The following is a 16,908-nucleotide window of genomic DNA, read 5'->3' on the forward strand; positions in this document are numbered from 1 at the left end:
GAATTAATAATGTTAACCGTATTGCCAGTGATATACGTGATAAGTGTCACGTGTAATGTCACTGGCAATACGTGTATAATGGAGGAATAAAGCAGGCAATGTTAAAGGGTTAGAAAGGACGGTTGAAAATGGCCAATACGTATACCTATTCTCGCCGTGAAGAAGTCGCCAATGCGGTGACACATGGAATCGGCGCTGCACTCAGTGTAGCTGCACTGGTGATATTGATTGTATTTTCAAGTATGAAAGGCACGGCTTGGCATGTGGTCAGTTTCACGATCTACGGGATCACCATGCTGCTGCTCTATACAAGCTCTACACTCGTGCATGCATGGAAAGATGGAAAAGTGAAAGATTTATTTGAGATTTTCGACCATTCTTCCATTTATTTGTTTATTGCGGGATCGTACACTCCGCTTTTGTTTATTGCTGTTCGCGGTACACTTGGATGGACCCTGTTTGGTATAATCTGGGGTATCGCATTATTCGGCGTGATCTTTAAGGCATTTTTTACGAAAAAATTTCTATTCATGTCCACGATTTTCTATATTGCGATGGGCTGGCTCATTGTTATTGCCTGGCAACCGCTTATGGCTGCCATTCCTACAGGCGGCATTGTGCTGCTGGTTGCTGGAGGCCTGATGTATACACTGGGTACGCTCTTTTATGTATGGCGTGGATTTCCGTACCACCATGCGATTTGGCATCTCTTTGTGTTAGCAGGCAGTATTCTTCATTTCTTTATGGTACTGCTGTACCTGACACCACTTCGTTAGAACACCATAGACGGATGCATCTCCACGGACTGAGACGCATTCGTTTTTTCTTCTACATAGAGGCGGCTCGCAGGGACACGGATAGAATTTGCTTGTAGTGAAAAAGGGTATAAATCATCCGTTAAACATCGAAATAACGTATCATCAGAGCTGTTTTTATTGTGACAAGTATTTTTGCTTGACAACCTGATTTGTTTTAGGTATTATTAGGAACGTTGCAAGAGTGTAAAGTGTTTTTCCTTGACGAAGGGAGTGCCCCGATGTGAGTCAAGAAAATCGGCTTGAGAAGACAAACCGGATTAACTTGCTGTTTGCTTTTTATGAATTGTTACTTACCGAGAAACAGCAGACTTTTCTAAAGTATTACTTTCATGACGATTTCTCACTTGGTGAAATTGCAGCCGAGTTTGAGATCAGCCGCCAGGCGGTATACGAGCATATCAAGCGTGCCGAACAAGTGCTGGAAAATTACGAAAGCAAGCTGGGCTTGCTAGAAAAGCATGAACGGCGTAATCGCAATCTTGAAGATTTGCAAAATGCATTGGAACGCGCAGGCGTCTCCATTGATAACAACAAACAAATACACGATATCGTTGCTCAGCTTAGTGAATGATAATTGGCTGAGCGGAACGTATCGGTCTTGAAAACAGTATTAAAGCTTAAGGAGGTGGGATCATGGCATTTGAAGGATTAACGACCCGATTACAGAATGTGTTCAGCAAGCTGCGCGGCAAAGGCAAGGTGTCTGATGAAGATGTAGCCGAGGCTATGCGCGAGGTACGTCTGGCATTGCTCGAAGCGGATGTAAACTTCAAAGTGGTCAAGGAATTCATCGCCAAGGTGAAAGAGAAGGCTGTTGGCAAAGAAGTGATGGAGAGCTTCACGCCAGGAATGGTCATCATCGACATCGTTAACAAGGAACTAACGGATTTGATGGGTGGAAGCCAAGCGAAACTGGTTAAAGCGAACAAACCGCCTACGGTGCTGATGATGGTTGGTTTGCAGGGTGCTGGTAAAACAACCACATCGGGTAAACTAGCTAAAATGCTGCAAAAGCAAAACAGCAGACCATTGCTTGTTGCAGGAGATATTTATCGTCCGGCAGCGATCAAACAGTTGCAAGTACTTGGCGAGCAGATCAAAGCGCCGGTATTCACACTGGGAGATCAGACAAGCCCTGTTGAGATCGCACGTCAAGGTCTACAACATGCCAAAGATAACGGTAATGACTATGTTATTATCGATACAGCTGGACGTCTGCATGTTGATGAAGAACTGATGGAAGAACTTCGCCAGATTCACAGCGTAGTGAATCCGGATGAAGTACTGCTTGTCGTAGACAGCATGACAGGTCAGGATGCGGTTAACGTAGCAGAACACTTTAACCAGCAGCTTAATCTGACCGGGGTTGTCCTGACCAAGCTGGATGGAGATACTCGTGGTGGTGCTGCGCTTTCCGTCAAAGCAGTTACGGGTTGTCCAATCAAGTTTGCTTCCCTTGGAGAGAAACTTGACGCTTTGGAGCCGTTCCACCCGGAACGTATGGCTTCACGGATCCTCGGTATGGGTGATATGTTATCTCTGATTGAGAAAGCACAATTAAACATTGATACCGATAAAGCCAAGGAAATGGAACGGAAGATGCGTAATGCAGAATTCACGTTTGAAGATTTCCTGGAGCAGATGGATCAAGTGAAAAAGCTGGGACCAATCGATCAGATCATGGATATGATCCCCGGCATGGGCAAGATGAAACAAGCCAAGGATCTGAAGGTTGATGATAAACAGATGGGCCGGATCGAAGCGATCGTTTACTCAATGACGACCGAAGAGAAACGTAACCCGGACATGATCAACCATAGCCGCCGGAAGCGTATTGCTACCGGAAGCGGAACATCTCTGGCTGAAGTAAATCGTCTGATCAAGCAATTTGATGAGATGCGCCGCATGATGAAACAGTTCTCGGATATGATGGGACCTAAAGGCGGCGGTAAAAATAAAGCTATGAAGCAGCTTAAAGGTATGGGTAAAGGAATGAAGTTTCCTTTCCGTTGATTTAAGCGAAGCTGGATCATATACAGATTTCATTGAAGGAGGTGAATTTTCAAATGGCAGTTCGTATTCGTCTGAAACGTATGGGTGCTCACAAAGCTCCTTTCTACCGCGTAGTGGTATCGGATTCCCGTTCCCCACGTGACGGTCGTTTTATCGAGGAGATCGGTTACTACAACCCGGTTGAACAACCGGCTGTTGTTAAGATCGATGAAGATAAAGCATTGGCATGGCTTCAAAACGGTGCACAAGCATCTGACACTGTCCGCAACTTGCTTAGCAAAGCGGGCGTGATGAAGAAGTTCCACGAGTCTAAATTATCTAAATAAAGTGCTGATTCGGAGGGTCATCTATGGAAGAATTAGTAAGCATAATTGCTAAGGCTTTAGTCGATCATCCGGAAGATGTGACGGTTCGGACGGTTGAGAAAGACCGGCTTGTCGTTTATGAGTTAACCGTTCATCCTGACGATGTCGGGAAGGTAATTGGTAAACAAGGACGAATCGCGAAATCACTTCGTACGGTCGTCACATCAGCAGCAGTTAAGATGGATAAACGGGTTACCGTTGATATCATATCTTAAAGATATACGAAAGGGGGTTAGGATGCATGTCCTAGCCCCTTTTCGTGCATGCTGAACTTAATATGTTGAATTAGATATTGAATTAAAATATTTTTGGGTATGAGTGACTTCGGAGCAGTGCAGGGGACGGGATTGATTCTGGAGAAGCGTTAGCGTTCGCCTTTATCACCTCATTTTCACCTTTTAAATTAAGTTCGAAAAATGAGGGGGTAACAGCGATCGAAAGAACGAACCGTCGCCGGAACGACCGTACGAGAGTCGAAGTAGCTGTTTAGTTTGATTTAATTTCGTAGGAGGAACGTATGGCAGAGTTTATGAATGTAGGTAAAATCGTTAATACGCATGGAATTCGCGGTGAGGTGAGAATCATGCCTATAACCGATTTCCCAGAAGTGCGTTTCGCGAAAAATGCAGAGTTGTTTTTCTTTACACCAGATAATCATCCAGTCATGGTTAACGTGGAATCTGCACGTTTGCATAAAAATATGTATATTCTTCGTCTGAAAGAGTATGGCAATATTAATGAAGTAGAGAAGTTTAAAGGCGGTATGGCCAAAGTGTTAAAAGAGAACCTCGCTGAGCTGGAGGAAGGTGAATACTACTTCCATCAAATCGTTGGGTGTTCGGTTATCACCGAAGAGGGTGAAACGCTTGGAACTATCTCTGAAATTTTGACTCCGGGTGCCAATGATGTATGGGTTGTCAAAACGCCAGCAGGTAAAGAAGTGCTGATTCCCGTTATTGATGATGTAGTACTTGATGTGGACATCGAACAGCAGCAAGTGAAGATTCACCTGATGGAAGGGCTGCTGTAACATGAAAGTGGATGTATTAACACTATTCCCGGAGATGTTTGATGGCGTATTCGGAGCAAGCATTCTGGGTAAAGCCCAAACGAAGGGGCTGGTGTCCCTCGGTGCAACCAACTTCCGTAATTATGCCACAAATAAACATAATACGGTCGATGATGCTCCTTACGGTGGGGGTGGAGGCATGGTGCTAAAACCAGATCCGATCTTTGCTGCTGTTGAAGATGTACTGGAGCAACGCGGAGAAGCCGCGGCAACCATGAAAGCTCCACGTATCATTTTAATGTGTCCGCAAGGTGAGACGTTTACACAGAAAAAAGCAGAAGAACTTGTACAGGAAGATCATCTGATTTTTATATGTGGACATTATGAAGGTTACGATGAGCGCATTCGCGAATTTCTCGTGACGGATGAACTATCCATTGGTGATTACGTACTCACGGGTGGGGAGTTACCTGCTATGGTTGCGATCGACAGCATCGTACGTCTTATACCCGGTGTGCTTGGCAATGAGACAAGTGCTGTGACGGATTCATTCAGTACTGGACTCCTCGAATATCCACACTACACACGTCCACCCGAGTTTAGGGGCATGAAAGTACCGGATATGCTGTTGTCAGGACATCACCTGAACATTGAGGCATGGCGCAGAGAGCAGTCTTTGCTTCGTACGTTAGAACGTAGACCGGAGATGTTGGAAACGGCGGACTTGACGGACAAAGAACGCATTTGGTTGAAAAAGATACGCTCAAACCGTAAACATAGCACAGAATAAGTATATGTATCGTATAAACACGTAAATATATCTTTTTATAGAGTTTGAAAAAGCCAACCTTGATACCAAAGGTTGGCTTTTCTTATGTGTTTTGTAAAGAAAGCTGGATATTCAATGGGTTATTCTATAAAATGGAGGTATATTTTAAAACTCAGTTTCACTAAATGAAACCAAAGGCGGTGTATGAATGACTTACAATATTATTGGTCTTGATCATATTCAGCTCGCAGCACCTGAATCTTGTGAAGCGGAGGCACGTCATTTTTTCCATAAAGTACTGGGCTGGACGGAGATTCCCAAACCTGAAATTCTGAGAAAACGGGGTGGTGTATGGTTCGAGTGTGGCAGACACCAAGTGCATATTGGCGTACAAAAAGATTTTATTCCCGCTACAAAAGCTCATCCGGCATTTCATGTACAACATTTGGATCAGTTGCGTGATCATCTCATTCATAACCAAATTCATATTGTCGATGACGAAGCAAGGGCAGATGAAGGTGTAAGACGTTTTTATATAAATGATCCTTTTGGCAATCGTCTTGAGTTTTTAGAGTGGGCTTAAAATCATTCGTTTAAATCGTTTAATTATGTAGGCACTTTTTTGCAGCTTTGAACATTTTTGCATGACCACATAATAGGGTTGTAAAAAACAGGGGTTTTCTTTATGGTGAACTCAGCTGGATTTGAATAACAACGATAAGCTGAGGAGGAAGATGATGAGCATTCAGCCTTATGAAATCGCCAGACTAAATATTAGCCAAGCCGGAGAACGCTGCAAAATGCTTTTGGGAGATCTAAACGGGGATGGCAGACTTGAAATGTTGCTGGTACAGGCAGATGGGGGTATAGACGATCGGTATGTTCCACATCAGGTATGTTGTTTGACTGCATTTGATCTGGAAGGAACATTACTATGGCAGGTCGGAACTCCTGATCCCGATGCAGGGGGTCCGGGTTCAGACTATCCCGCTCAGGTCGCAGATTGGGATGGAGATGGAAATAATGAAGTATTGTGTGTCATGGACAAACAATTTCTCGTGTTGGATGGCCGGACCGGAGAGATTAAAGAAACACGTGATCTGCCAGGTGATGAAGCACATGACTGCATTATTCTCACCAACCTGACGGGTAACCAGCAGAAAATGGACATTATACTGAAAGACCGCTATAAGACGTTATGGGCACTCGACCATGATTTTAATTTGTTATGGAAGCATGAAGGGAATCCGGGACATTTTCCATGGGTATATGACATCGATGGAGATGGGAAAGATGAAGTGATGGCCGGATATGACATGCTGGATCATGATGGGACGTTGTTATGGTCTTGTCATAATCTCGATGATCATGCTGACTGTATATGGTTTGGCGACGTTGATGGTGATGGGGAAGTCGAGATTGTTATCGGTGGCAGTGTTACGGTCATGATGGACCGCTATGGTAATGAGAAGTGGCGTTATGAAGATTCGATTGAATCACAGCATATTGCATTAGGCCATTTTTGTACTGGAATGATAGGTTTACAGATTGCAGGTCTGGACCGGATTGTCCGTGGGGATGAGAATGGTAAGGATGGAATGTTCATGTTGGATAGCGCAGGGCAAGAAATATGGAAAGAAAACCGCACGACTCCTGGCTGGTTAACCATTATAGAGCCTGTATGTAACTGGGATGAAGGTGGACTCGATTATATTTTGGCGTATCGCCGAGGGGGAGATGGACGCAGACGAAGCAGTGATTTATTCCAGCTCTTCGATGACATTATCACTTACCGATGCAAAAAGAGCCAAGCCACAGCTAAAAAGGCTGTATAACTCGACTCTGTATCCGGGCGGTGAAGTTAAAATCTAGGTTTTACTGGTCATTCTCCGATGCAGATGATTCGTTCTGCGGACTGGATTCGGGTTGAAGCAAGGTCGCCAAATCAGTACCTGTCGTTACCGTCAAGCGAGGCAGCTTCATGGGATGATCTCCTGGATGCACAAATCCAGACTTTACGGTAAAAGCCATGCGATATCCATGTTGCTGTAACTTGTAGATCATCTGTGTGCTGGTATAACCAAAAGGATAGGCCAAATAAGGTGTGTCTATTCCGGTTTGCTTCATATGCTGGATATCATCATCCAGAAGACTGGTGTCCAGACCGACAGGAACACTGTTACCACAGCGCATAAATCCCTTGTGATGCAGGTTATAGGTATGGCTATTGAATTCAAATACGTCAGTTGCTGCCTGCATCTCTGGTTTGGAGATGAAACTGTTAATGGCGGGCTCAAATTCCGAAGGTTGATCTTGAATTTTACTGCCTATGACAAACAGCGAGGCATGAAAATTATATTTCTGAAGCACAGGGTAAGCTAATGTATAATTGTTCTGGTATCCATCATCAAAGGTAATCACAATGGACTTCTGTGGCAGGGAAATCTTCCCGCTAACATATTGCTCAAGCTGATCCAGTGTAATCGTTTGGTAGCCTTCATCATGCAGGTATTTCATATTTTGCTCAAAATCCTCCAGATTAATGATGGATTTATTATCTGTCTCTTGATTATTCAATTTGGGCTCTATGTAATGATACATCAGCACAGGAACTTCTGTAGCGGTACCTTGTTCAATTCTAAAGGTAGAACGATCCAGCGCAGATTGGTTATAAAAGTCAGTGTGTGACAGCTCGAATGCTTTGCGTTTGACTATGTCCCAGGATGTGCAGGCTTTGTGTGACAGTGCATTCGTTGGGTGAGTTACGGCATATGAATATAGTGTAATGGAGCATGTGAGCATGGCGAGTAGGGCAAGTGTGATCTTTTTCCAATATTTCATGAGTCTTGGGATTCTCCTTTTAAAGTGGTCAATAAGTTATATCATAGACGATATTACTACATCGGAAGTTACAGTATTTTTTCCTGTATCAGGTTGACTTGCAGATGAGAGCGTTGATTCACTTTCCATACGGGAGAATGTATTTTAGAATGAAGTTAACATGTGATGGATGAGTTTCAGAGTGGCAGATTGAACAATAGGCATTTGTTTAATTTCTCTTGTGTTTTGATATGCTGCGTGATACAATAAGTCTGTTATGTGGAATACGGCGGTCCTCTATGGATGATGAAGGAGACAAGGTGATCTCTGGAAGAAGTATGAACGCCTGTATGGAAGGAGGGAGTCATAGATGAATATCGTTCAAGCGATTACACAAGAACAACTTCGCAAGGATCTTCCGAGTTTTCGTCCTGGTGACACTTTGAAAGTGCACGTTAAGGTAATCGAGGGAACTCGCGAGCGTATCCAATTGTTCGAAGGTGTTGTGATTAAACGCCGTGGTGGTGGAATCAGTGAGACTTTTACAGTTCGTAAAATTTCTTACGGTGTAGGTGTGGAAAGAGCTTTCCCGCTTCATTCCCCTAAAATCGATAGAATCGAAGTGGCTCGCCGTGGTAAAGTTCGTCGTGCGAAGCTTTATTATCTTCGTGAACTACGCGGTAAAGCAGCGAGAATTAAAGAAATTCGTTAATATAACGGATACCGGGGAGGGCTTGGAGACAAGCCCTTTTCGTTTTTGTCCGGGAAAAGTTGAACCGGAGGTACACTTCCGAGTAGAATGGTATGGCAACACATGCGGGGAATAGTCCGGGAGGCTTGTAAAATCAGTTATTGAAGTGCGTGTTCAAAAGACCGGTTTCAGTACCGACTTTTTGAACAACCTCTTGAAGGCATTTGAATTGTGGATTAAATGTACTGTAATGCTTGGTGTAAGATTACATAACTGATGTGAATGTTTTGTATCCATCCATTGAGTTATTGGAACGATACAGAATGCTGGATGTGTGTACTGCTATAAACATGTACTGTGAAGAGAGGAAGATCTTGAATGGAACAAGAAGTTCAACATGACCAGGGCAATCCTGCCGAAGAGAAAAACAGTCGATCCAAAAAAGCCAAAAATGAAATTGTTGAATGGCTTAAAGCCATTGTTATCGCATTAGTTCTCGTCATTCTGATTCGGTGGTTGCTCTTCAAACCGTTTGTTGTGGACGGTCCGTCCATGCAGCCGAACTTTGAAACGGGTGAACGTGTGATCGTCAACGAGATCTTATATGATATCAGAGAACCGAAGCGCGGTGAAGTTATCGTCTTCCACGTACCATCCGAAGGTCGAGATTTCATTAAACGTGTTATTGCTGTAGAAGGTGATACCGTTGAGGTTCAAGACGATACCGTGATGGTTAACGGTAAAAAGGTTGATGAAACGTATATTCAAGGAGCCATTGATGCAGCTGAAGCCAATGGTGGAACCTATAACGTGAAGGATTTCCCGAATGAACAGTTCCCTGATGGCAAAGTGCCGGCAGGTCATGTGTTTGTCATGGGAGATAACCGTCCAAATAGTACAGACAGTCGTATGATCGGTTATGTTTCGTTAAAAGATATTATTGGTCGTGCAGATGTGATTTTCTGGCCGATCGGTGAGATTAAGTGGATCAACCACTGAAATTGAAGTAAATAATGAGGTGAAGACAAGTTGACGATACAATGGTTTCCAGGTCATATGACTCGAGCCAGACGCCAGATTCAGGATAAGTTAAAGCTCATCGACGTGGTCATCGAACTATTGGATGCCCGTCTGCCTGTCTCCAGCCGTAATCCAATGATTGACGAAATATTGCTGGATAAACCCCGGATGATTTTGTTGAACAAATCGGATTTGGCAGATGCAAAAGTGACGCAAGAATGGATTGAATATTTCAAAAAAGAAGGAATTACCGCTTTTCCTGTAGATGCTTCGACGGGAACCAATGTTAAAGATATTCCCGTGCAGGCCAAGCTTCTTCTTAAAGAAAAAATTGACCGTCAAATTGCTAAAGGGATTAATCCTCGTGCGGTTCGCGGGTTGATCGTTGGGATTCCCAATGTAGGTAAATCAACACTGATTAACCGACTGGCTGGACGGAGTATTGCGTTAACAGGAGATCGTCCTGGTGTGACGAAGGGGCAACAGTGGATCAAGGTAGGCAAAGAAATGGAGTTATTGGATACTCCAGGTATTCTTTGGCCTAAGTTCGAAGATCAAAATGTAGGTTATCGTCTTGCCGTAACTGGTGCGATCAAAGAGGAAATTTTGAATGCAGAGGATATCGCCTTTTTTGGAATCAGTTACCTGATGCGTTATTACTGGGACGCCCTTGAAGAGAGATACGGACTTCAGGAGTTCTCCAAGGATGCAGATGATTCAGACAGTGTTATTGCGATTATGGAACAAGTCGGTCGTATACGTGGTTGCATTGTAAGCGGTGGACGTATTGATCTGGAAAAGGCATCACGAGCATTTCTGCGTGAACTGCGAGCGGGTAAAATGGGACGATTCTCTATGGAAGCTCCCTATTAAAAAATGGACTTTACACGATGAAGATCATTATCTTTATCTGTTCATTTCATATATACAAGTGCCGAAAGAAGCGGCCGTTACCGGATTACCGGGAGCGGTCGTTTTTTTGTGTATACAAACGCGGAAGTAGAGCTGGAACATACGTCGAAAACGATAAAATGGAAGAGGATTGAAGAACAGTACGCTTTATGGAATTGGCTGACCTATATATCAGGTGCATCTAAATCGTGCTATGATAAATGGTGGTGCAATTTAAATTAGACGAGGTCTGATATATTCAATTTAAACCATCAAATACCGATAAATGAAGACATCACTATCTTTATATTGTAAATCTCAAGGAAAAGTTTTACTGAGAGAGACAGGTTGTACAGAACAAAAGACAGAGGATCTACGTCTATATTATAAAAAGTTGTAAGTTATACGCATGCTGAAAAAGCGTGGGTAGAGGAGATGAGCGTTATGGTTGAAAATAATGAAGAGATCGGGTTGAATCTACTGGATACTCCGATTGGACCAAAGAAGAAAAAAGAAGTCAGTGAACCTCGAGATCTGTTGCTCTATGAGCAGGAGTATTGGGACAGTGGATTTGAACGTATTGCTGGTATTGATGAGGTGGGACGGGGATGTTTGTTTGGGGATGTTGTCGCAGCGGCGGTTATTTTACCGAAGGATCTCATCCTGGAAGGCGTGAATGACTCCAAGAAATTAACGGAGAAAAAACGGGATGCATTATATGACATCATTATGGAAAAAGCGCTGGCGGTAGGTATCGGGTACGCGGATGCAGAGACAATTGATCGGCTTAACATCAAGCAGGCTGCGAGACTTGCGATGAAACGTGCGGTTGAAGCATTGGTAGAAACTCCTGATTATATGCTGGTGGATGCTGAGAAGGTGGATGTGAATATACCTCAACTGTCCATTATTAAAGGTGATGCTAATAGTCAATCGATCGCAGCGGCATCTATTATTGCCAAGGTTACGCGAGATCGGCTGTGTAAGGAAGAATGGGATACGTTATATCCGGAATATGGTTTGTCGATACATAAAGGATATGCAACAAAAGTTCATCGGGAGCAAATTATGGCATTGGGGGCAACCCCGATGCATCGGCGCAGTTTTCTGGGCAACCTGCTTGGAGAGCAGCAATCTTTGTTTTAACACAGGTTTGAAGAAAGGAGGGGGAGAGATTTGAATATCGGTTCCATGATAAAGGGGTTAATGGGAGACAGTAAGCCCGGCAATGCCAAACCGCTTGAATTAAAGGAAGGTCAGGTGGTTCGTGGCTCCGTCGTTAGTGTATCCGATGATGGGGGAGAAGCAGTTCTGCAGATTCAAGGGGTGCAAGTGCGCGCCAAGTTGGAGACTCCACTCCGTCCGGGTGAGACCACGTTGCTTCAAGTGCAACCTCCAGGTGAAAATGGCATAACGGTAATGAAACCTATGACGGGTACACTTGCTGAGCTGCCACAAGCTTCGCTGAACAACCTGCTTAAGGATGTAGGACTGCCGGATACAAAAGGGAACCGGGAACTGTTACTTGCCATGCAGCGTAGCGGAGTGCCGCTAACGAAGGATAATGTGGCTATGGTCCAAAATATGATGACTGCCAAACCCGCACAGGTCCCTGTGGAAGAATGGGTGCAGGCGACAGGAATTGCTTTTCAGCGTGGTCTTCCGGTTACGGCGGAAACAGTAAAAGGATTACACCAGACGGTGTTTGGCCCTCCTCTGCACCAGTTATTAAGCGGGTTGGCTGATCAGTTGGAAACGATGCTGACTCAAACAACAGGTAAACCGCTATTGCCTGGAGAACAATCTGCTGCGATGAAACCAACTGTTGTGGCTGGTGTACCCGTCGTGCTGAATGGAGCACAGATGGAAGAAGGATTGGCTGCGTCAGGCAATGGTCGTCAGGTGACTGGAACCGGAACACCTGCTTTGTCAACGCAACAAGGACAAGCAGCTTTGGCGGGATCTATATCCATGACGGATGGCGGGACAGAGGATGCAGGTACTGCGGTGAAAGGAAACGTGCAGACCGGCGGAGGCACGGGAAATGCTGAAGCCGGGGCAAAGGCAGTTGCCAGCAACGTTGAAATGGCTGGCAAAGGGGGTGCAGGTATTCCGTCTGGAACCGGAATACCTGGCGAGAGCCCGCGCGGGGCTGACGCGGGGCAGGCTGGGAGCCGCCCGGGTACATCGGGGACGGCTACTGAATCTGTGGCTGGCCGTGTAATTGCGGGCCAGCCTGAAGCAGGCGCGGCCGGTCGGACTGACGGCCGCGCTGAAACGCCTGCTGCTGCGGGGACTCCGTCCGCAGCGGTCCAGGCGGCGCCAGCAGCGCCTACGGCAGCGCAGCTGGCGCCCAAGCTGCTGGCGCTGCTGGACGCCCTGCGCAGCGCGTCCACTGCCGCACCGGCACAGCCTGGTGCGGCAGCACAGGCCGCCCCTGCATCGCAGGGCGGCCAGGCGGCTGCGGCTGCCGGAGGCGTGCCGCAGCCGTTGCCAGCCGGCGCTGATGCGCCGCCGGCTGGCGGTAATGCCGCAGCACCTGCGGGAGCTGCGGCAGTGCACGCGCCTGTCACCCACGAGGGGGACCCGTGGGTGGGGCGCGTGCTGAAGCTGCTCGGTGCGGAGCACGAGCAGCAGGCCGTTCACGGCGCGGCAGTGCAGCCGCGCGTGGGGGATGCGGCGAGTCCGGCGAATGCGGACACGCTGAAGGGCTTGCTGCTGCAGCTTGCCAGCAGCGAAGGTGCACCAGCGGCACTCAAGGATGCCGCCGGACAGGCCGTGCAATATCTGACAGGTCAGCAGTTATTGCTAACAACAGATCGCAGTGCTACATTTGCACAGATGCACTGGTTTATTCCGATCACTGGACCGGACGGGGAAGAAACGGCGTCTGTTCAGATTCAATCACGTCGTGGATCTCGTGGAGAGCTGGATGCGTCCAACTGCCGTCTATGGTTTGATCTGGACATGAAAAGTCTTGGGCCTACTCTGGTAGATGTCCATGTGGTTAATAACATTGTCAGTCTGCGTGTATTAAATGATCGCGAAGGAATGGGACCGCTTCTGGAGAGCGGACGAGAGGTGATCCATCAGGCATTGGACAAGCTGGGCTATCAACTGCTGACCTTCAAGGCGGAACCGTGGCCTGCGGGCCAGGAGCCGGGCGCGGAACGAAAAACGCGGGCCTCGGACTATAGTCCTGAACGATACAAAGGGGTGGACTTGAAGGTATGAAAGACGAGTCGTCACAACCGGACCTGCTCTCCAAAAAGGCGGTTGCCCTAAAGTATGTCCCTGGAGAGAGTGAAGCACCTGTTGTTGTAGCCAAGGGACGCGGCAAAGTGGCAGAAGCCATTCTGGATAAAGCCAGAGAAAACGGCGTGGCTGTTCAGGAGGATGCAGCACTTGTGGAGGTGCTCTCCAAGTTGGATCTGGATGAACAGATTCCGGCAGAGCTGTATCAACTGGTCGCAGAGGTGCTAACGTACGTCTACCGTGCAGATCGCATGGCCTCAGGACGTGAGGAAAATGAGTCATGGTAGAACGTAGATTGGGTCAGGAGCCAGGATTAAAGCTCACACGACAGCAGAAAGGCCGATTAGGTGAAGAGGCTGCCTGTCAATGGTTGCGAGAGCACGATTATCGGATCATTAGACAGAACTGGCGTTGCCGTAGCGGTGAGATTGACATCATTGCTTCCTGCGAAGGCCTGATTGTCTTTGTAGAAGTAAGAAGCAGAAGTGGAGCCGCTCAGTACGGTACACCTCAGGAATCGGTTGATATGCGTAAAATGCAGCAGGTGCGTTCAACCGCATCCGTGTATTTGCAAATGACGGGAGAGACGGAACTTCAGATCCGTTTTGATGTAATTGCCGTAATGCTTGATCAAGCAGGAGAGATTGTCTCTGTGAATCATATTGTTAATGCTTTTTAAGAATTACACTCGAAATGATTGTTATATTATTTGATACGAATTGTATCTTTTGATGTGAGTCGGTCAGTTGTTTCGAAGTACAAGTTTAATTATGTCGTATCTTTGCATTGTTTAGTTATGAAATTAGTTAATATATTAAAGCCGTAGTTCCTATTTATACAGGAGCTGCGGCTTTTTTTGATTTAACTATGAAATCAGAAAACAGAGGATAGAGCTTTGATAATATAATCATTGTATTTCAGAAATTTATAGATACAAAATGTATCATTTGTAATAAAATAAGAAAGTTGAAATTTAAAGAGAGGTTGGTGGGATGTATGAAAGAGTTTCAGAATACTTCAAACAACACAGTAAAACAAGTATGGGAGTGCCCTCGGATGGAAGTGCTGGATATCAGCGAGACCATGAACGGTGGACAGGGGATTTGGCAATATGTTTGGGACGGAGAATTCTGGAAGCTTGAGCTTATGGTCAGTTAATTTAAGAGGTTAAAGAGGAATGTTTGATCAATAAAATAAATGGTGAGGTGTAGTGAGAAGATGCAGACAAGTATCAAATGGATCATTCGACTAAGTACACTATCTTTATGTTTCATTTTGTTTGGAATCATATATTCCGGAGTTTCTTATGCAGCCGATCCGTCTACACAGGCGAAAATATCAGGTAAAGTTACTGATCTTGAAGGCTTTCCTATTCAGGATGCAACCATCAAGTATTCCCTTAGATATCAAGGGGAAGAAACTGAAAATAGCGTAAAGACAGATGGCACTGGGAGTTATTCTATACTTGAGTCTGTCCAGGATTATACGGAAATTAGTTTTATAATTGAAGCAGAGGGCTATGTGACAGACAGACACCGTAATACCTACTATTTGTCAGAAGGGGAACAGATTCTGGTTAATTTCGAGCTATATGAACCTTCTACGATTGTAGGGTCTGTAACCGATCAAACAGGCAAACCGATTCCAGATGCCCTCGTCAAAGTAACCGGAGCCTTGGATCGCCCTGTTAAAACAGATCAGCAAGGCCGGTATACCGTTACTGGGCTTGATTTTGACTACAATCCGAACATTGCGATCTGGGTAGATTCTGCGGATTATATGCTTTATGAACAGGATCGTTTGAATGTTCAGGCTGGAAAAACCTTAATCGTAGATGTTGTTTTGACAGAAGCCGCACATGTGCGGGGGAAAGTAGTAGATGAGGCGGGCAATCCAGTAAGTGGAGCTAAAGTTAATGCCGGAGGCTCGGCAACAGCAACAACGGATGCTCAAGGAAATTATTTCATAAAGCGCGTGCCAACAGGCACCAGAACAATAACGGGGGAAGCAGCAGGATATTTAAAATCGACTCAGAACGTTACCCTCGTACAAGGAGATCATAATACGTTTAATATCGTACTTAAGAAAGATGCAGATATTACACCTCCAGTAACCAAGTACAGATTAGTTCCTATTACAGATACTGTGAACGGGAAGGTATACATCAAAGGATTTACATTCAGACTTCAGGCAACGGACGAAGTCAAAGGTTCGGGCGTAAAAACAACGCAATATCGAATCAATGGGGGAGCATGGAATACGTATGAAGGACCCGTCAAGTTTTATGCTCCCGATGTCAAGGTGGTAGAGTACTACAGTACAGATGTTGCAGGTAACCAGGAGAAGTACAACAAAATGGATTTTGTTAATGGCACATTTGAAGGCGCAGGTTCATATTGATTCATCATTTATATGATAGTGTGATTTGTATAAGATGCTAATTTAATTAGACGGCTCCGACATGATGATCGCCCACGGTAGATCAGCATTCGGAGCCGTCTTACCGTTTTAATGCCTGTAGTCCTAGTAGTCGACGACTTCCCTTTGAATCTCGTGAACAGAAGGGTGTATAATCAAGGATGTAATCTGCAGGTTTAATCTTTTGATTTGTCATAAACGAATTGTTTCAGACCGTAACCCGTCGTTAGGGTTACAAATCATATAATAACAGGAGGTACGGCCGATGAGTAAAGCTACGAAAACAACAAATGAAGTCAGAAATGCGATTCAAAACCGTCGTACGGTGAAAAAATTCAAAAAAGAAGCTGTTCCTACACAGCAGATTATAGAATTGCTGGATACGGCAGTCTGGGCTCCTAACCATAAACTGCGTGAACCTTGGAGATTTTTGTTGTTTACAGGGAATGGACGGAAGAAACTGGCGGAGGCTATTGATGCAGAAATGGGAGAAGACAACAAATTCTCAGCCAATATTATGCAAGTTCCATCCGTTATGCTTGTTGTGCTGGAAGAAGATCCAAGACAGAATATCTGGGACGAAGACTTCGCTGCGGTCAGTGCATTGGTTCAGAACTTTATGCTTGCAGCCTGGAGTGAAGACATTGGAACGTTCTGGGTGACCAAGCCATTTTTGTACGCTCCCAAATTCCGCAAACCGCTTGGAATAGAGGCGGGAGAGAAGATTGTAGGTATGATTTATATGGGATACCCTGATGTTATTCCTTCTGCCAAAGAACGCACACCAGCCAAGGACAAACTCACTCTTTTTGAATAATAAATTATTGTAGACCTTAGCT

At 45.3% G+C, this 16,908-nt stretch carries 19 protein-coding genes and 1 pseudogene; 19 read left to right on the forward strand and 1 reads right to left on the reverse strand.

Translation table 11 applies throughout. The features are described from left to right. Positions 1–128: 128 nt before the first annotated feature. From trhA to PAEAM_RS25325, 9 genes and pseudogenes are all read left to right on the forward strand, one after another. Positions 129–776: a PAQR family membrane homeostasis protein TrhA gene (gene trhA / locus PAEAM_RS25285; RefSeq protein WP_017689222.1), complete on the forward strand. Its 648-nt coding sequence runs from the start codon at positions 129–131 to the stop codon at positions 774–776. 262 nt (positions 777–1,038) lie between these two features. Next, positions 1,039–1,389 carry a YlxM family DNA-binding protein gene (gene ylxM, locus PAEAM_RS25290; RefSeq protein WP_017689221.1) on the forward strand — a complete coding sequence of 117 codons (351 nt, stop codon included), beginning with the start codon at positions 1,039–1,041 and terminating at the stop codon, positions 1,387–1,389. Between the two features lie 62 nt (positions 1,390–1,451). Further along, positions 1,452–2,831, forward strand: a complete 1,380-nt coding sequence (gene ffh / locus PAEAM_RS25295) for a signal recognition particle protein (RefSeq protein WP_100529383.1) — start codon at positions 1,452–1,454, stop codon at positions 2,829–2,831. A gap of 53 nt (positions 2,832–2,884) precedes the next feature. After that, positions 2,885–3,157 carry a 30S ribosomal protein S16 gene (gene rpsP, locus PAEAM_RS25300; RefSeq protein ID WP_017689219.1) on the forward strand — a complete coding sequence of 91 codons (273 nt, stop codon included), beginning with the start codon at positions 2,885–2,887 and terminating at the stop codon, positions 3,155–3,157. A gap of 23 nt (positions 3,158–3,180) precedes the next feature. Next, positions 3,181–3,411, forward strand: a complete 231-nt coding sequence (locus tag PAEAM_RS25305) for a KH domain-containing protein (RefSeq protein ID WP_017689218.1) — start codon at positions 3,181–3,183, stop codon at positions 3,409–3,411. Between the two features lie 302 nt (positions 3,412–3,713). Next, on the forward strand, positions 3,714–4,226 hold the full coding sequence (gene rimM, locus PAEAM_RS25310; RefSeq protein WP_036609454.1) for a ribosome maturation factor RimM: 513 nt from the start codon (positions 3,714–3,716) through the stop codon (positions 4,224–4,226). Position 4,227: 1 nt separating this feature from the next. Next, positions 4,228–4,995: a tRNA (guanosine(37)-N1)-methyltransferase TrmD gene (gene trmD / locus PAEAM_RS25315; RefSeq protein ID WP_036670343.1), complete on the forward strand. Its 768-nt coding sequence runs from the start codon at positions 4,228–4,230 to the stop codon at positions 4,993–4,995. A gap of 187 nt (positions 4,996–5,182) precedes the next feature. Further along, positions 5,183–5,557 carry a VOC family protein gene (locus PAEAM_RS25320; RefSeq protein WP_036609452.1) on the forward strand — a complete coding sequence of 125 codons (375 nt, stop codon included), beginning with the start codon at positions 5,183–5,185 and terminating at the stop codon, positions 5,555–5,557. 154 nt (positions 5,558–5,711) lie between these two features. Continuing rightward, positions 5,712–6,846 (forward strand): annotated as a pseudogene (locus tag PAEAM_RS25325) (hypothetical protein). 3 nt (positions 6,847–6,849) lie between these two features. Here PAEAM_RS25325 and PAEAM_RS25330 read toward each other — a convergent pair. Continuing rightward, positions 6,850–7,815 (reverse strand): polysaccharide deacetylase family protein, encoded by a 966-nt coding sequence (locus tag PAEAM_RS25330; RefSeq protein ID WP_100529384.1) that lies wholly within the window; start codon positions 7,813–7,815, stop codon positions 6,850–6,852. Between the two features lie 349 nt (positions 7,816–8,164). Here PAEAM_RS25330 and rplS point away from each other — a divergent pair, with 349 nt between their 5' ends. The 10 genes from rplS to PAEAM_RS25375 all read left to right on the forward strand — a co-directional run bounded on the left by rplS (position 8,165) and on the right by PAEAM_RS25375 (position 16,886). Next, complete coding sequence (gene rplS / locus PAEAM_RS25335; protein ID WP_017689212.1) at positions 8,165–8,506, forward strand: 50S ribosomal protein L19; 342 nt, start codon at positions 8,165–8,167, stop codon at positions 8,504–8,506. A 357-nt stretch (positions 8,507–8,863) separates the two neighbouring features. Beyond that, complete coding sequence (gene lepB, locus PAEAM_RS25340; RefSeq protein ID WP_047842465.1) at positions 8,864–9,484, forward strand: signal peptidase I; 621 nt, start codon at positions 8,864–8,866, stop codon at positions 9,482–9,484. A gap of 30 nt (positions 9,485–9,514) precedes the next feature. Beyond that, a complete protein-coding gene (ylqF, locus tag PAEAM_RS25345; protein ID WP_017689210.1) occupies positions 9,515–10,378 on the forward strand; it encodes a ribosome biogenesis GTPase YlqF in 864 nt (287 codons plus the stop codon). Between the two features lie 462 nt (positions 10,379–10,840). Then, on the forward strand, positions 10,841–11,542 hold the full coding sequence (locus tag PAEAM_RS25350) for a ribonuclease HII (protein WP_100529385.1): 702 nt from the start codon (positions 10,841–10,843) through the stop codon (positions 11,540–11,542). 30 nt (positions 11,543–11,572) lie between these two features. After that, entirely contained in the window at positions 11,573–13,630 is a 2,058-nt protein-coding gene (locus tag PAEAM_RS25355) for a TrbL/VirB6 family protein (RefSeq protein ID WP_100529386.1), read from the forward strand. Beyond that, a complete protein-coding gene (locus PAEAM_RS25360; RefSeq protein ID WP_036609395.1) occupies positions 13,627–13,938 on the forward strand; it encodes an EscU/YscU/HrcU family type III secretion system export apparatus switch protein in 312 nt (103 codons plus the stop codon). The genes PAEAM_RS25355 and PAEAM_RS25360 overlap by 4 nt, the downstream gene beginning before the upstream one ends. Further along, positions 13,932–14,330 (forward strand): YraN family protein, encoded by a 399-nt coding sequence (locus PAEAM_RS25365; protein ID WP_100529387.1) that lies wholly within the window; start codon positions 13,932–13,934, stop codon positions 14,328–14,330. Before PAEAM_RS25360 ends, PAEAM_RS25365 begins: the two co-directional genes overlap by 7 nt. 317 nt (positions 14,331–14,647) lie before the next feature. Continuing rightward, positions 14,648–14,809 (forward strand): paeninodin family lasso peptide, encoded by a 162-nt coding sequence (locus PAEAM_RS32565; protein ID WP_133120486.1) that lies wholly within the window; start codon positions 14,648–14,650, stop codon positions 14,807–14,809. A gap of 60 nt (positions 14,810–14,869) precedes the next feature. Then, positions 14,870–16,051, forward strand: a complete 1,182-nt coding sequence (locus tag PAEAM_RS25370) for a carboxypeptidase-like regulatory domain-containing protein (RefSeq protein WP_165790055.1) — start codon at positions 14,870–14,872, stop codon at positions 16,049–16,051. A 283-nt stretch (positions 16,052–16,334) separates the two neighbouring features. Then, complete coding sequence (locus tag PAEAM_RS25375) at positions 16,335–16,886, forward strand: nitroreductase family protein (RefSeq protein WP_074094554.1); 552 nt, start codon at positions 16,335–16,337, stop codon at positions 16,884–16,886. Positions 16,887–16,908 lie beyond the last annotated feature (22 nt).

It is taken from the genome of Paenibacillus sp. GM1FR, from assembly GCF_002803315.1.
Classification (GTDB): Bacteria; Bacillota; Bacilli; order Paenibacillales; family Paenibacillaceae; genus Paenibacillus; species Paenibacillus amylolyticus.

Coding starts and splice junctions, on each gene's coding strand:
- PAEAM_RS25320 (WP_036609452.1), top strand. CDS start 5,183: ATGACTTACAATATTATTGGTCTTGATCATATTCAGCTCGCAGCACCT.
- PAEAM_RS25330 (WP_100529384.1), bottom strand. CDS start 7,815: ATGAAATATTGGAAAAAGATCACACTTGCCCTACTCGCCATGCTCACA.
- PAEAM_RS25370 (WP_165790055.1), top strand. CDS start 14,870: ATGCAGACAAGTATCAAATGGATCATTCGACTAAGTACACTATCTTTA.
- PAEAM_RS25375 (WP_074094554.1), top strand. CDS start 16,335: ATGAGTAAAGCTACGAAAACAACAAATGAAGTCAGAAATGCGATTCAA.
- PAEAM_RS25360 (WP_036609395.1), top strand. CDS start 13,627: ATGAAAGACGAGTCGTCACAACCGGACCTGCTCTCCAAAAAGGCGGTT.
- PAEAM_RS25305 (WP_017689218.1), top strand. CDS start 3,181: ATGGAAGAATTAGTAAGCATAATTGCTAAGGCTTTAGTCGATCATCCG.
- PAEAM_RS32565 (WP_133120486.1), top strand. CDS start 14,648: ATGAAAGAGTTTCAGAATACTTCAAACAACACAGTAAAACAAGTATGG.
- rplS (WP_017689212.1), top strand. CDS start 8,165: ATGAATATCGTTCAAGCGATTACACAAGAACAACTTCGCAAGGATCTT.
- trhA (WP_017689222.1), top strand. CDS start 129: ATGGCCAATACGTATACCTATTCTCGCCGTGAAGAAGTCGCCAATGCG.
- ffh (WP_100529383.1), top strand. CDS start 1,452: ATGGCATTTGAAGGATTAACGACCCGATTACAGAATGTGTTCAGCAAG.
- rimM (WP_036609454.1), top strand. CDS start 3,714: ATGGCAGAGTTTATGAATGTAGGTAAAATCGTTAATACGCATGGAATT.
- rpsP (WP_017689219.1), top strand. CDS start 2,885: ATGGCAGTTCGTATTCGTCTGAAACGTATGGGTGCTCACAAAGCTCCT.
- PAEAM_RS25365 (WP_100529387.1), top strand. CDS start 13,932: ATGGTAGAACGTAGATTGGGTCAGGAGCCAGGATTAAAGCTCACACGA.
- trmD (WP_036670343.1), top strand. CDS start 4,228: ATGAAAGTGGATGTATTAACACTATTCCCGGAGATGTTTGATGGCGTA.
- lepB (WP_047842465.1), top strand. CDS start 8,864: ATGGAACAAGAAGTTCAACATGACCAGGGCAATCCTGCCGAAGAGAAA.
- PAEAM_RS25350 (WP_100529385.1), top strand. CDS start 10,841: ATGGTTGAAAATAATGAAGAGATCGGGTTGAATCTACTGGATACTCCG.